The sequence below is a fragment of the Nonomuraea sp. KM90 genome (assembly GCF_052246675.1).
In the GTDB taxonomy this organism is placed as follows: Bacteria; Actinomycetota; Actinomycetes; order Streptosporangiales; family Streptosporangiaceae; genus Nonomuraea.
This window is the reverse complement of record NZ_JBQQCB010000018.1, coordinates 118,395-131,507: the sequence shown is the minus strand read 5'-3', so window position 1 is coordinate 131,507 and position 13,113 is coordinate 118,395. Positions and strand designations below refer to the sequence as shown.

12 protein-coding genes are annotated in these 13,113 nt (G+C 74.2%); 6 read left to right on the top strand and 6 right to left on the bottom strand.

The window, feature by feature from the left end; translation table 11 throughout:
• Window positions 1-92 precede the first annotated feature (92 nt).
• Entirely contained in the window at window positions 93-551 is a 459-nt protein-coding gene (locus ACTWPW_RS21295) for a DUF2867 domain-containing protein (RefSeq protein WP_375111791.1), read from the bottom strand.
• 265 nt (window positions 552-816) lie between these two features.
• Between ACTWPW_RS21295 and ACTWPW_RS21290 the strand changes: the two genes are divergently transcribed.
• From ACTWPW_RS21290 to plsX, 4 genes are read left to right on the top strand one after another with little or no spacing between them, the layout of a single operon-like run.
• Complete coding sequence (locus tag ACTWPW_RS21290; protein WP_443169700.1) at window positions 817-1,470, top strand: polyprenyl synthetase family protein; 654 nt, start codon at window positions 817-819, stop codon at window positions 1,468-1,470.
• Window positions 1,467-2,921, top strand: coding sequence for a phytoene desaturase family protein (locus tag ACTWPW_RS21285; protein WP_443169699.1), 1,455 nt, complete (start codon window positions 1,467-1,469; stop codon window positions 2,919-2,921). Before ACTWPW_RS21290 ends, ACTWPW_RS21285 begins: the two co-directional genes overlap by 4 nt.
• Window positions 2,918-3,817: a phytoene/squalene synthase family protein gene (locus ACTWPW_RS21280; RefSeq protein ID WP_443169698.1), complete on the top strand. Its 900-nt coding sequence runs from the start codon at window positions 2,918-2,920 to the stop codon at window positions 3,815-3,817. Before ACTWPW_RS21285 ends, ACTWPW_RS21280 begins: the two co-directional genes overlap by 4 nt.
• Entirely contained in the window at window positions 3,814-4,788 is a 975-nt protein-coding gene (gene plsX / locus ACTWPW_RS21275) for a phosphate acyltransferase PlsX (protein ID WP_443169697.1), read from the top strand. The genes ACTWPW_RS21280 and plsX overlap by 4 nt, the downstream gene beginning before the upstream one ends.
• Before the next feature lie 5 nt (window positions 4,789-4,793).
• On the opposite strand, the gene ACTWPW_RS21270 is transcribed toward plsX, so the two are convergent.
• Window positions 4,794-5,531: a spheroidene monooxygenase gene (locus ACTWPW_RS21270; RefSeq protein WP_443169696.1), complete on the bottom strand. Its 738-nt coding sequence runs from the start codon at window positions 5,529-5,531 to the stop codon at window positions 4,794-4,796.
• Here ACTWPW_RS21270 and ACTWPW_RS21265 point away from each other — a divergent pair.
• Entirely contained in the window at window positions 5,506-6,102 is a 597-nt protein-coding gene (locus ACTWPW_RS21265) for a glycerol-3-phosphate acyltransferase (RefSeq protein ID WP_443169695.1), read from the top strand. The two genes, ACTWPW_RS21270 and ACTWPW_RS21265, sit on opposite strands and share 26 nt — an antisense overlap.
• On the opposite strand, the gene ACTWPW_RS21260 is transcribed toward ACTWPW_RS21265, so the two are convergent.
• From ACTWPW_RS21260 to ACTWPW_RS21250, 3 genes are read right to left on the bottom strand one after another with little or no spacing between them, the layout of a single operon-like run.
• Window positions 6,053-7,168 (bottom strand): glycosyltransferase, encoded by a 1,116-nt coding sequence (locus ACTWPW_RS21260; RefSeq protein WP_443169694.1) that lies wholly within the window; start codon window positions 7,166-7,168, stop codon window positions 6,053-6,055. The two genes, ACTWPW_RS21265 and ACTWPW_RS21260, sit on opposite strands and share 50 nt — an antisense overlap.
• Window positions 7,165-8,604, bottom strand: a complete 1,440-nt coding sequence (locus ACTWPW_RS21255; protein WP_443169693.1) for a phytoene desaturase family protein — start codon at window positions 8,602-8,604, stop codon at window positions 7,165-7,167. Before ACTWPW_RS21255 ends, ACTWPW_RS21260 begins: the two co-directional genes overlap by 4 nt.
• The gene (locus tag ACTWPW_RS21250; RefSeq protein WP_443169692.1) at window positions 8,592-9,353 is read right to left on the bottom strand and encodes a carotenoid biosynthesis protein; all 762 of its coding nucleotides are present in this window, start codon (window positions 9,351-9,353) and stop codon (window positions 8,592-8,594) included. The genes ACTWPW_RS21255 and ACTWPW_RS21250 overlap by 13 nt, the downstream gene beginning before the upstream one ends.
• Window positions 9,354-9,496: 143 nt before the next feature.
• Between ACTWPW_RS21250 and ACTWPW_RS21245 the strand changes: the two genes are divergently transcribed.
• Window positions 9,497-9,985, top strand: coding sequence for an NUDIX hydrolase (locus ACTWPW_RS21245; RefSeq protein ID WP_375111985.1), 489 nt, complete (start codon window positions 9,497-9,499; stop codon window positions 9,983-9,985).
• 68 nt (window positions 9,986-10,053) lie between these two features.
• On the opposite strand, the gene ACTWPW_RS21240 is transcribed toward ACTWPW_RS21245, so the two are convergent.
• Entirely contained in the window at window positions 10,054-12,963 is a 2,910-nt protein-coding gene (locus ACTWPW_RS21240) for an endo-1,4-beta-xylanase (RefSeq protein WP_443169691.1), read from the bottom strand.
• Window positions 12,964-13,113: the final 150 nt, after the last annotated feature.

The window sequence follows — 13,113 nt, the reverse complement described above, 5'->3', positions numbered from 1 at the left end:
AGGGACGGGCTTCGGCCTAACAGCGTAGGTGGGCACGCGCTGACCCGAAGGCGCCGGTCCGAAGAGTCGCCGCCTCCACCCGCTTGTTCGCTTCAGGCCGTGGCGAGGCGTCGCTGGGCTGATCGGAGCATCGCGTGGACGACGATCGGGTGCGCCAGGCGTACCGGCCAGAAGTACACCCGGCCGCGCCACCCCTTCAGCCGCACCGTCGTCGTGACCCGCACCAGCCGGGTCGCCGCGTCCACCGCCACCCCGCAGCGGAAGTCGAGATGCCGGTCATCCGCAACGATGAGCGCCTCCTCCCCTTCGACCCGCTCCACCCGGAACGTGTCCCGAGGCGCCCGCCGGATGCCGAGCAGCGGCACGACGGCCTGGCGCACCGCCATGGCGGCGAGGACCCAGCGAGGCATGGCGGCCGGCGAGAAGATGCCCTCCGCCCAGGCGCGCGGGTCCTCGGGCGCGCCGGCCGGGAGCACCCCGATCGTCATGTCGGCGTAGTCGGGCGCGGGAATGTCCTCGAGGGCCGACGACCAGTACACGGGGGTTCTCATGACGCCTCCATACGGTGCCGTATGGAACGTACTGTACGGCAGCGTACGCAAGCGCCGCAGGCGGGGTTCCTCCCGGAGCGCCAAGGCCCTGGGACGGATGGGTGAGGCCGGCCGGCACGTTGCGAAGCTCCTCCGAGGCGCATGCGGGCGTGTCCCGTTCGGAAACCGGCGTCCGATGGTTACCGTGAAGAGGCGTTCCGGATCGTGTGCGACCGGTCCCGCTCCTCCTGCGAAGGCTTTCACAGTGACAGAAGGAGCTGCGTGCATGAACACGGTGACCTCGCGGAACAACCAGGTCCGCGAACTGGTCGACCGGCACCTGGCGTGGTTGCTCGACGAACAGGTGGAGCGGCTCGGCTTCCTGGACGACCCGGACGTCGAGCTGGTGCGCGCGTTCCTGGTGGAGTTCGTCCTGAACGGCGGCAAGAGGTTGCGGCCCACGTTCGTCTCCTGGGGTTTCCGGGCGGCCGGCGGCGAGCGGCCGGCGGAAGTGCTGCCCGCGGCCTGCACCGTGGAGCTCGTGCACGCCGCGGCGCCGCTGGAGACGGGGCCGCGTCTGGGGGCCGCGCTCGACGTGTACACGGTGGAGCGGCCCCTGCATCTCGGTCATGCCGTCGCCGGTGGCTGCCCGCGGACGCGCCGGCTGCTGAGCGCGTACGCGCCGGCGCTGGGGGAGGCGCTCCAGCTCAGGGACGACGTCAACGGCGTGTTCGGGGACCCGGCCAGGACGGGCAAGCCCGCCGGGGCGGACCTGCTGCAGGGCAAGGCGACCTTCCTGCTCGCCGAGGCCCGCCGGCGGACCGGCAGCCCGCTCCTCGACGGCGTCGCCGGGTTGGACCGGCCGCCCGGCAGCCCGCCCGAGGTCAGGCAGGCACTGGCCGAGCTGGCGACCCTGTGCGCCGAAGGAGGGCCTCGATGAGCCCGGTGGTGGTGGTCGGAGCGGGGCTGGGCGGCCTGGCGGCGGCTGTCCGCCTGGCTGCGGCCGGCCGCCAGGTGATCGTGGTGGAGGCCCTCGACGAGCCGGGGGGCTGCTGCGGCACCGCCCGCGTGGGGGCCTACCGCTTCGACACCGGCCCGTCGGTGCTGACCATGCCGGGCGTGCTCGCCGAGGTCTTCGGAGCGGCCGGGGAGGAGCTGCGGCACTGGCTGCCGTTGCGCCGGTTGGATCCGTCGTATCGGATGGTGTTCGACGACGGGTCGCGGCTGGACGTGCCGGCGGACCGCGAGGCGATGGCCGAGCAGGTGCGCACGGTGTGCGGGCCAGCGGAGGCCGCGCGCTACGAGCGGTACCGACGGCTGCTCGACGAGCTGTTCCGGGTGGAGTGGCCGGCGTTCATCGACGCGGACATGACGCGGCTGCGCGGCCTGGCCCGACCGGCGGCGCTGCTGCGGCTGGCCGCGCTGGGCGGCTTCCGCCGCTTGGACCGCCTGGCGGCCCGTCACCTGACCGACCCCCGGCTGATCAGGGCTCACACGTTCCAGGCCATGTACGTGGGGTTGTCGCCGCAACGCGCGCTGGGCATCTACGCCGTCGTCGCCCACATGGACACCGTCGGCGGCGTGTACTTCCCCGAGCGCGGCGGCATGCATGCCATCCCGACCGCCATGGCGGCGCTGCTGGAGAAGCTGGGCGCGAGCATGCGGTACGGCGTGCGCGCTCGCCGGGTGGAGACGGACGGCGGCGGCGTCACCGGCGTCCTGCTGGAGGACGGCGAGCGGCTGCCGGCGCGTCAAGTGGTCGTGGCCTGCGACCGGCTGGCGGCCCGGCGTCTGCTGCCCGCCCTGGCCGAGGACTGGCGGCTGCGTCGCCCCCACCACTCCCCGTCCTGCCTGGTGATGCACGCCGGCCTGGAGCGTCCCCGGTCCGGCCAGGCGCACCACACGCTGCACTTCGGGCGGGCCTGGCGGGAGACGTTCGCCGCGCTGGCGGCGGGCCGGCCGCAGCCGGACCCGAGCCTGCTGGTCACCTGCCCCGAGCCGGACGGCGAGGCCGCGCCGGACGGGCACGCCACGCTCAGCGTTCTGGAACCCACGCCCAACCTCGAACGCGCCGACTGGGACCGGCTGCGCCCGGAGGTGGAGGCGCGGCTGCTCGGCCGGATGGCCGAGCTCGGGTACGGCGATCTCGCGGGTGCGCCCCGGCTGGTGCTGGACCCGCCCGGCTGGGCGGCGCGCGGGCACAGCGCGGGCACGCCGTTCGCGCTGGACCACCGATTCACGCAAACGGCGTGGCTGCGGCCCTCCGCCGTCGCCCGGCGGGTGCCCGGGCTGCACTTCGCCGGTATGTACACCGCGCCCGGAGTCGGGGTGCCGCCGGTGCTGATCTCCGGCCGGCTCGCCGCCGAGCGCATCCTGAAGGAGACCCGTTGACGCTCACCGCCAGCTACGAGAACTGCCGGCGGCTCCACGCCCGCTACGGCCGCTCCTACTACCTGGCCACCCGGCTGCTGCCACAGTGGAAGCGGCGGCACGTGCACGCGCTGTACGGCTTCGCCCGCTACGCCGACGAGATCGTCGACTCCGTCACGATGACCGCCGACCGGGCCGGCGCACTGGACGCGCTGGCCGCCAGGGTGGCGGCGGGACTTGCGGGGGCGCGGGCGGACGACCCGGTGCTGCCCGCGTTCCTGCACACCGTGCAGTCCTTCGGCATCGGCCACGACGACATCGGCGCCTTCCTCGCGTCGATGCGCGCCGACCTGTCGGTGACGCGGTACGCGACCTATGACGACCTGCTCGGCTACATGGCGGGCTCGGCCGCCGCCATCGGCACGATGATGCTGCCGGTGCTGGAGCCGGTGCCCGGCCGCGAGGAGGCGGCCCGCGAGCCCGCCCGCCAGCTCGGCTTGGCCTTCCAGCTCACCAACTTCCTGCGGGACGTCGGCGAGGACTTCGCCCGGGGCCGCGTCTATCTGCCGATGGAGGACCTGGACAAGTTCGGCGTCGAACCGGCCGCGCTGGGCGCTTCCCGCACCGGGCGGGCCGTACGGGAACTGCTCGCGTTCGAGGCCGGGCGCGCCCGTGAGCACTACCGCGCCGCCGCCGACGGCATCCGCCTGCTCGTGCCGTCCTCCCAGCCGTGCCTGCACGCCGCCGTCGACCTGTACGGCGGCATCCTGGACGAGATCGAGCGCCGCGGGTTCGAGGTCCTGGCCGGCCGGGTTCGGGTGCCGCGGCGGCGCAGGGCGGCCGTGTTCGCCCGCCGGCTGCTCGACTCCGCCGGGGCGAGCAGGGCCGAGCGCCGCGTCCGCGTGGAGCTTCCGTGACCGCCGTGCGGCCCGTGGTCCTGGACGCGATGGGCGGCGACCACGGGCCGGCCGAGACGGTCGCCGGCGCGGTGGCGGCGCGGCGGGCGCACGGCGTGCCGGTGGTCCTAGTCGGCGACGAACCGCGCGTGACCGGGGAGCTGCGCCGGCACGGCGCCGCGGGCGAGATCGCGGTGGTGCACGCCGGCGACGCGGTTCCGATGGCCGAGCGCGGCGCGTCCGCCGTGGCGCGCGCGGCCTCCAGCCTCGCGGTGGGCTGCGAGCTGGTCAGCCGGGGGGAGGGAGGAGCGTTCGTGTCGGCGGGCTCCACCGGCGCGGTGGTCGCGTGCGCGTCGCGCGGCATCGGCCGGTCCGGAGGCGTGCTTCGGCCTGCCCTGGCGGTGGCTCTGCCCTCGCTGGCGGGCGGGGCGAGCGTGCTCGTGGACGCGGGCGCGACAGCGGATCCGAGCCCGGCCATGGTGGCCCAGTTCGCCCTGCTGGGCGTGGGGTACGCGCGGGCGGTCCTCGGCCGTGCGGACCCGGTGGTGGGGTTGTTGTCGATCGGCTCCGAGCCGGGAAAGGGGAACCGGCTGACCCGCCGGGCCGCGGAACTGCTCGCCGATCTGCCGCTGCGCTTCCACGGCAACGTCGAGGGCCACGATGTGCTGACCGGCGCGGTGGACGTGATCGTCACGGACGGCTTCACCGGCAACGTGGTACTGAAGAACGTCGAGGGCTGCGTCCGCACGGCGCTGGCCATGGTCGCCGAGGCCGGCATCGCCTCCCCGGACCGGCTCGCCGAGGTGGCCCGCCGCTACGACCCGGAGACCCACGGCGGCGCCGTCCTGCTCGGCCTGCGCGGCAGCGTGGTCGTCGCGCACGGCTCCTCCCCGGCGGCCACGATCGCCCGGGCGTGCTCGGTGGCGTACGCGCTGGCGGGGCAGGACCCGGTGGCCGGCGTCGAGGCCGCGGCGGCGGAGCCGGTGACATGACATCCTCAGCGCAGGGGGTCGGCCCCGTCCCAGGTGCCTTCGCTGGCATAGGGGGTGAAGCGCGCGAAAAGCTCCTCCGCGTACCACTCGTGCGCTCGTACCCGCTCGATGACCCGCTGGTGGGCCTGCCCCTGGTAGGCGAAGGCACGCACCGCCTGGCGGTCGCGCCACAGCGAGAAGGTGGCCTGCCGGGCCAGCGGCCACTCGCCCATGCCGATCGAGGCCAGGCAGCCGTCCTGCCGCCGCAGCAGCTCGTCGACCGCCGGCACCGACCGGTAGAAGGCGACCAGCCGGCCGGGCCGGATCGACGCCCTGGTGAGCACGGCGACAGGTCCCCCGCCGCCCTCGGGACAGGCCGTCGCGGGCCGTTCTCCGCCGCCGCGCCCGGCCGACATGGCGGCGAACGGGTCGCGTCCCGACCAGGCGCCGCGCGAGGCGACCCGGTCCAGCCGCACCTGCCAGCTCTCGCTCGCCTCCGCCCGCCATCGGGCCGCGATCGGCGAGGCGCGCAGGAACGCGTCGAGATCGTCTTCCCGGCGCCAGACCGCGAACAGCGCCCACCGGTGCAGGTCGGCGCCCAGCGACATGGCACGGCCCCGGCCGGTGCCGAGCAGCCGCCAGAACAGCAGTCCGCCGGTGTGCCGCAGGAGCGGCCGGTCGAAGGCCATGTGCTTCATCGCGCCCGCGGTGTCGTACCGGATGAGGTGGAACGAGGCGATGGGTGAGGAGCTCGTGTCGGTCATCGCCGGCTACCTGCTCGGCTCGGTGCCGGTCGCGGTCCTGGTGGCGCGCGTGCACGGCGTCGATCCGCGCGAGATCGGCGACCGCAACCCGGGGTACTGGAACGTCAAGGAGCAGCTCGGCCGGCGGGCCGCGGTGCCGGTGTTCGCCGGCGACATCCTGAAGGGCGCGCTGGCCGCGCTGGCCGGTCTGCTGGTCAGCGGTGCCCATACCACCGGGCTGGGCGTGGTGACGGGGGCCGGCGCGGTGCCGGTGTATCTGGCCGTGGCGGCGGCCATGGCCGGGCACGCGTGGCCGGTCTTCGCCGCGTTCCGGGGCGGCCGCTCCGTTCTGACCTTCGTGGGCGGCATCGCGGTCATCTGCCCGCCGGCGTTCGTGCTGGCGGTGGCCGTGCTGGCGGTGGCCGGGCCGGCGCTGCGCTCGTTCGCGGCGGGAGCGCGACTTGCCGTGTTCGGCGTGCCGGTGCTGCAACTGCTGTTCGCGCCCGCGGAGCAGGTGGCGGCCACCGGAGGGCTGATGTGCCTCATCGGGCTGCGCTTCGGCCAGGCCGCGCTGGCCGCGCGCCGCCGCTGACGTCCGGATACGTCCGCCCGCGCCAGGTCCGTACGGGTCGCAGCGTGGCCTGGGTCAGCCGGAACGCGGACGCGGGATCGAGCAGCGGCGACAACAACAAGCCCGCACCGGGCTCCCGATAGCTGCCGCGCAGCGCGCCCGCCAGCAGCACCCGGACCGCCAGCAGCGCCACGTCCAGGCCGGTGGGCCGGCCGGCGGCCAGGCGGAGCACGGGCAGCGCTCCGGTCAGCCAGATGACGGCCAGGTCGGCCGCCTGCCATCCGGGCCCGGTCACGTCGCGCAGCGGCAGCGAACGGCCCCACTCACGCCACAGCTCGCCCACCGAGTCGTGCATGTCGACCTCCAGCAGACCGCCGGCGTCCAGGAAACCCACCGACCAGCCGCGCCGGGCCAGGCATCGGGCGAGCGCCACGTCGTCGGTCATCCGGTCATGTATCTGCGCGAAGCCATCCACCTCGGTCATCCGGGCCCGGTGGAAGGCCATGCACTGGCCGTTGGCGACGACGCGGTGCGGCGGCGGCGGTCTCGCCGGGCCGACGGGCCCGAACCGGTAGACGAGCGTCGCCAGCATGGAGGCGTGCAGCGCCTGTTCCAGCACCCCGTCACAGACGAACCGAGGGCCCGCGCTCACCAGGTCGTACCGCTCCAGGGCAGCCGCCAGCGCGCCGAACAGGCCGGGCGTGGGCCGGGCGTCCGCGTCGAGCGTCACCACCACCTCGCCCCCGGCGGCGGCCACCCCCTGGCGCAGCGCCCACTGCTTGCCCACCCAGCCACCGGGCAGCGGCTCGGCGGTGACGACCGTGGCCCCCAGCCCGGCCGCCACCTCGGCCGTGCCGTCGCGGGAGCCGTCGTCGACCACGATCACCTCAACGACGGCGGGGTCCGCGAGCACGGCGCGCAGGCACGGCCCGATCCTGGCCGCCTCGTCGCGGGCGGGAACCACCACGGAGATCGTCACGCCGGCGGCCGGGTGGGGCCGGAGCGCGGGCAGCCGCCGCCGGCCGCGGGCGAGCCGGGCGATCACGACGGCGGCCGCGACGGCCTGCGCGGCGGTGAGCGGCCTCATCGCGCCCCGGCCGGGAAGTCCCGCGCCACCAGCCCGGCCACGATGCGCGCGCCCATCGCCACCATGGGCAGGCCGCCGCCCGGGTGCGCGGAGCCGCCGACCAGGTACAGGCCGCGCCGCGGGCCCCGGTTGCCGGGACGCAGGAAGGACGCCAGCCTGCCGCGGTAGGCGCTGCCGTAAATGGCCCCGCCCCAGGCCCCGTAGCGGTCGCGCAGGTCGGCCGGGGTGAAGACGTCGGCGAAGCGCAACCGGCCCGCCAGGTCGTGGCCGCGCTCGGCCAGCCGCTCCAGCACCAGATCCCGGTACGCCTCCACCCCGATCGGCCACCGGCCCGGGTCGCGGGCGGGCACGTTGACGAGCATCGTCCAGTTCTCCGCCCCGCGCGGAGCCTGGGAGGCGTCGTCCACGGCCGAGCAGCCGACGTAGACGGTGGGGTCGCGCGGCGGGCTCCCGCGGTCGAATATGTCGGCGAACTCCCGCTCGTAGTCGGCCGAGAACAGCACCGAATGATGCGGCAGCCCGGGCGTGCGCCCCTCCACCCCGGCCAGGATCAGCAGCGCCGACGACGAGGTCCCGAGCCGGGCGATCCTGCGCAGTCGCCGGCGATCGGGCAGCAGACGTCCGTACAGCGCGGCGGCGTCGGTGTTGGCCACCACGACGTCGGCCCGGACGCGTTCGCCGCTCACCAGCCGCACCCCCGTGATCCGCGAGCCGCCGGCCTCGACGGCGGCGACCGGCTCGGACAGGAACACCTGCACGCCCGCGGCCTTCAGCAGCAGGGCCAGGTCCTCGGCCAGCCGGGCCAGGCCGCCGGGCGCGTACCAGACGCCCTGCCCGTGCTCCAGGGCCGGGACGCAGCCCAGCGCGGCGGGCGCGCGGTAAGGGCTCGATCCCGCGTAGGTGGCGTAGCGGCCGACGTACTGCCGCAGGCGGGGGTCGCGGAAGTAGCGGCGGGCCAGCCCGTCCAGCGTGCGCGCGGGCGACACGGCCAGCAGGTCGGACAACCGGGCCTCGCCCGGCGGCCGGACCAGCGGACCTGCGAAGACCGTCCGGTGCGCCGCGCGCAGGCAGCCCTGTGCCCAGTCGTGGAAGGCGCGCCAGGCCCGGCCCTCCCCCTGGGACAGCCGCTCCACCTCGGCGGCCATCCGCCCGGGGTCCCGCCGAGCGTCCAGCACCGCGCCATCGGCGAACCGGTAGCGGCACAGCAGCCGCGGCTCGACAAGCTCGCGCTCCAGCCCCAGCTCCCGGAACAGCTCCGGCATGGTGAGCATCGAGGGTCCCAGGGAGAAGGTGAACCCCTCACGGCGGTGCTCGGCCAGCTTGCCGCCCAGCCGCGGCAACCGCTCGTACAGCCGTACCTCGTGCCCCTGCCGGGCCAGCAGGAGCGCGCACACCATGCCGCCCACTCCGCCGCCGATCATCGTCACCTCGGCCATGCCCGCCTCCATGCCGGCCTCCAGGCCCGCCTCCAGGCCGGCGCCGCGAACGCCCCCATCGTGACCGCTCCGGCCAGCGCCACCAGTGGGTCGGGCGGGTCGAACACGGCGGCGAAAGCGACCGTCTCCATGACCGCCATGACCGTGTACAGCACGAGCAGTCCCCGTCCCGGCCCGGCGTCACCGCAGATGCGCCCGACGACCAGCATGACCAGCGTCGACACCAGCAGCCAGCCGGCGAAGTTGCTCAGCGGGACGCCGCGGTAGACGCCGTTCTCCGCCCACGTCCACAAGTGGAGGCGGACCATCTGCGGGTCGAGGAACAGGTCCCACGCCGTCAGCGCGCCCGCGCCCACGCACACCCGCGCCCACCCGCCGGCCGGCGCCACGGCGGCCGCCACCGCGTACGCCGCCAGTCCCATGCCGCCCCAAGCCAGCGCCACCACCACCGGAACGCCGCCCACCTGCGGCCACAACACGTCGCTGTAGCGGTAGTCGCCGAACGGGAACGCGGTCAGCACCCCGATCACCTCGGCCGCGTACCCGGTCAGGACCGCCGAGCCGAACGCGGCCACCGCCCTGCGCGGCCCCCACGCGGCGGCGGCGAAGGCGACGGCACACGCCGCCAGCGACACCACGATCAGTGCCGTGAACCGCTCCGGCCGCGCATCCAGCCCGGAGGCCACCTGGGAGCCCGTCATCGCCAGAAGGAACACCACGCCCAGCGCGCGTGCCGGCGCGCGGGCCACGCCTGTCACCCGTCGGCTCGGAGTCCGTTCCACGCCCTGTCTTCCGGAGTGGCCGTGCACATCGATGCACGTGCCCTGCCGGGCGTCAAGTGATCACCACGGCGGTGCGAGCATCAGGACAAGGATCGTCGACCGATGACGTGATGGTCGCGGTGCAGGAACGCATCGACGGCCGGCACGTCGCGGGCCGATCCGTACGCCGCCTTCCCGAACCGGCAGGAGCACGCACCATGAACAACCCCATCGACAAGGTCGCCTGGATCCATCTGGACGACGGCAGGATCCTGAGCACCCGATCACGGGGCAAGGACACGTACTACATCCCCGGCGGCAAACGCGAGCCCGGCGAATCAGACCTCGACACGCTCGTCCGCGAGATCGGCGAGGAGCTCTCCGTCACGATCCTCCCCGCGACCGCCACCCACATCGGCACCTACCACGCCCAGGCGCACGGCCACGCCGACGGCGTCGTCGTCCGGATGACCTGCTACACCGCCGACCACCACGGAACCCCGACACCCAGCAGCGAGATCGAGGAGGTCGTCTGGCTCACGTACGCCGACCGCGACCGGGTGGCCCCCGTCGACCGGATCATCTTCGACGACCTCCACCGGAACGGACAGCTCACCTGATCCGCTCACCCCGGGGGGACCCGGGGGATCGGCTCGGGGCGGGTGCCGGGCGGGCCGCCAGGAGCGGCCTACCCGGCGAGTCGCAGGACACCCCAGTGGCTGGTGTCCAGGTAGCTGCGGCCCGTCGAGTCGTTCCAGGTCACCGCACCCGTACGAGCCGCGCCCGTGGCGTCGTTCACCTGGACGTCGAAGCCCAGCAGGGCGCCCTCCGCCATCTCGATCGTGGGCAGCCTGACGGCCGCCTCCACCACGTACCCGCCGGGCACCACCTTGGCCACGGCCCGCACGTTGTCCCGGATCCCGGCGGCGTCGAACGTCCCGCCCACCGTGACCTTGCCGGAGAAGCTCACCCGGTACTGCCCGTCGTCGTCCGAGTACCCCTTCGTCTTGTCGTTCCCGGGGTCCACGAAGATCTCGACCGAGTCCTGGTCCCAGGGGTTCGCCGACTCCTCGCTCAGCACCGGGTCACTGACCTGGGCCAGGACGTACAGGGTGGAGCCGCTCCACAGCGAGCGCACGCGCGCGGTGGCGCCCGAGGTGCCCTGGATCCAGGTCCCCGTGCGGATCTCCGGGGCGGCCGACCAGGCCCGGTCCACGGTGCCGTCGAGTACGGGCGCGGCGCGGTGGGCGGCCCAGGTGCGTTTGACGGCGGGCACGGCGCTCACCTCGCCCTTCCAGGCGATCTCCATGCCCCGGTCGCGTACGGTCACCTCCACGTCCGTGCCGCCGCCGACCAGCGCCTCCACCCGGTACCCGGTGGCGGTGGGCCGGACGCCCGGCCCCGCCCGCCCGACGGAGCGGGTCCGCCCGTCGACCGTGAACGTCACCCGGTCGTCCCGGTTCACCGTGGGATCGACGACCTCGGCGAGCACGTACAGCCCGGCACCCGCCGAGCGGGCCTGGAAGCCGGCCGACACGTCCCCGACCCGCGCGATCGGCGAGTCCGGCAGCAGGTCCCATTCGAGATCCCGCCTGCCGTCCACCTTGACGGCCCCGGCCGGCGCCGCCAGCTTCCGCACGAGCGGGGCGAGCCTGGACGGGTCCACGACCCCCCAGTAGGCGGGCTTGGCCTGGAGGTCGTCGTCGAAGAGCAGCGGCGCGTTCAGCCGGGGGATCGGCCAGGAGCGCAGCCAGCTCACGTCGTCCGACTTTCCCCACACCGTGACCGAGCTCAGGTGCGCGGCCTGCCGCCGGAAGACGTCGAACAGCTCCTTGTACCGGTGGCCCTGCTGGACGAGCAGCTCGGGCGGAATCGTGTCGTAGGTGGAGACGAAGTCGGTGTAGACGCTCACGTCCAGCTCGGTGACCTGCTGGTCCACGCCGAGCGAGGCGAAGCGCTCGATGGTGGCCTCGACGGAGGAGGCGGGCGGCTGCTCGATGTTGAGGTGGAGCTGGTGGCCGACGCCGTCGATCGGCACGCCCTCGTCCTTGAGCTTCTTGACCAGGTTGTACAGGGCCTCGCGCTTGCGCGGGAACTCGGTGTTGTAGTCGTTGATGAACAGCTTGGCGTCCGGGTCGGCCTCGCGGGCGACGCGGAAGGCGGTGCGGATGAAGTCGAGGCCGGCGATCTCGTACCACTGGGAGCGGCGCAGCCCGTCCGGCTGGTTCTCGTCCACCACCTCGTTGACCACGTCCCAGGCCGCGATCCGGCCCTTGTACCTGGTCACGAGCGTGCGCACGTGCCGCTCCAGGCGTTCGAGCAGCACCTCCTTCGTGGCGTTCGCGAACACCCAGTCGGGCGTCTGGCTGTGCCAGGCGAGCGTGTGGCCGCGGATCGTCATGCCGTGCCCGGTGGCGAAGTCCACCAGGTGGTCGCCGTCGGTGAAGGTGAACTCGCCGTCCCTGGGCTCGGTGGCGTCCCACTTCAGCTCGTTGCCGGGGGTGACGCCGTCGAAGTGCTTGGCGAGCAGCTCGCCGTGCGTGCCGAGCGTCTCGGGCCTGGTGAAGGCCGAGCCCATGGTGAAGGGCACCTCGTCCTTGAGCGAGGGCAGGTCGGTCTCGATCGGCTTGGGCTCGACGTACTTCATGGTGAAGTCGTCCAGGTAGAAGGGGAAGGTGCCACTCTCGGACTCGATGTACAGGCTGAGGAACTCGACGTCGTACGCCGGCGTGTACGTGCCCGAGAGCTGCACCCACTCCCCCGCCGGCACGTCCTTCGGCGCCGCGATGCGCTCGTAACTCGGGGTGCCGCCGGTCCTGCGCTCGATCGACAGGCCCAGCCGGCCCGACGCGGTGTCCGGGCCGAGCCGCACCCAGACCGACAGGGCGTACTTGTCGCCCTTGCCCATCCGGCCCAGCACGTTCAGGGCAGGGCCGTCCCAGGAGGCCGACCGGCCGGTCACCGCGAGGCTCCGCGTGCCCGTGTGGGCGGCGGCCGTCCCCGGCTCCAGGACGGCGGAGGCGCGCGGCGCCCAGTCCTGCGCGGTGCCGTCCTCGAAGTCGCTGGTGATCGGCTCGCGGGTGGGGTCGCCGAGCGGGGTGATGACGATGTCGTCCAGGTGGTACTGGGCGGTGGCCTCGGAGCTCTCCACGTAGAGCTGCAGGTCGGTGGACTCGGCGGTGAACAGGTAGCTGCCCGACAGCCGCACCCAGCCGGCGTCGGTGACGGTGGCCGCGGCGACCCGCTCGTACGTGGTGGCGCCGCCGGTCGGGGTGCGCTGCACGGTCATCGCGATCGTGCTCGCGGGCTGCCCCGCGGCCAGCCGGGCGTGCGCGGTCACCTCGTAGCCGATGCCCCGGGTGAACGGCGCGGGGATGGAGGCGCCGTGCCAGGTGGCGGTGCGCCCGCTCACGGCGAGGCCGCCCGCGCCCGTGCGGGCCGCGTCCGCCGTCGCGGTGACGGAGACGCCGTCCCCGCGCGGCCCCCACCCCTGGGCGGTGCCGTCCTCGAAGTCGTACGTGAGGTCGGCCGCGTGTGCCGGGAGCACCGGCAGCAGGCATAACAGGGCGGCGACCACCAGGGCTCTCAGGGTGCGCACGGGGCTCCTAGGGCATCCGGTCTGAAACTTTCAAGGAAGTGCCGATAAATATCAGGCGGACTGTAGAGCCGGGGCGGTCGCCGGTCAATAGACCCCCACCTGTCCCGCCAGGCCCTGCAACCGCTTGTTGCAGCAAAAGTGCAGTTTCAC